Origin of the sequence: Klebsiella sp. K47 (assembly GCF_051858335.1) — a bacterium.
Lineage (GTDB): Bacteria > Pseudomonadota > Gammaproteobacteria > Enterobacterales > Enterobacteriaceae > Klebsiella > Klebsiella pneumoniae.
In genome coordinates, this window is the sequence record NZ_JBPYUI010000191.1 from 1 (window position 1) to 243 (window position 243).

Annotated in this window: 1 protein-coding gene; it reads left to right on the forward strand. The window is 44.9% G+C overall.

Features of this window, described 5'->3' with window-relative positions; genetic code table 11:
- Window positions 1-243 (forward strand): AIR synthase related protein (locus RRF55_RS27655; protein ID WP_439419247.1); only part of this gene is annotated, 243 nt, incomplete at both ends.

The window sequence follows — 243 nt, forward strand, 5'->3', positions numbered from 1 at the left end:
GTTAGTCGATCGTATCAAATCTGTCGCGAAGCGTACTACTCGTCCTGAAGTAATGGGCGGATTAGGTGGCTTCGGTGCACTTTGTAAAATCCCTAAAGGTTATGAAGAACCTGTTCTCGTATCTGGCACAGACGGTGTTGGTACAAAATTACGTTTAGCATTGAATTTGAACCGTCATGACACGATTGGTCAAGACTTGGTTGCAATGTGTGTAAACGATCTTCTTGTATGTGGCGCTGAGCC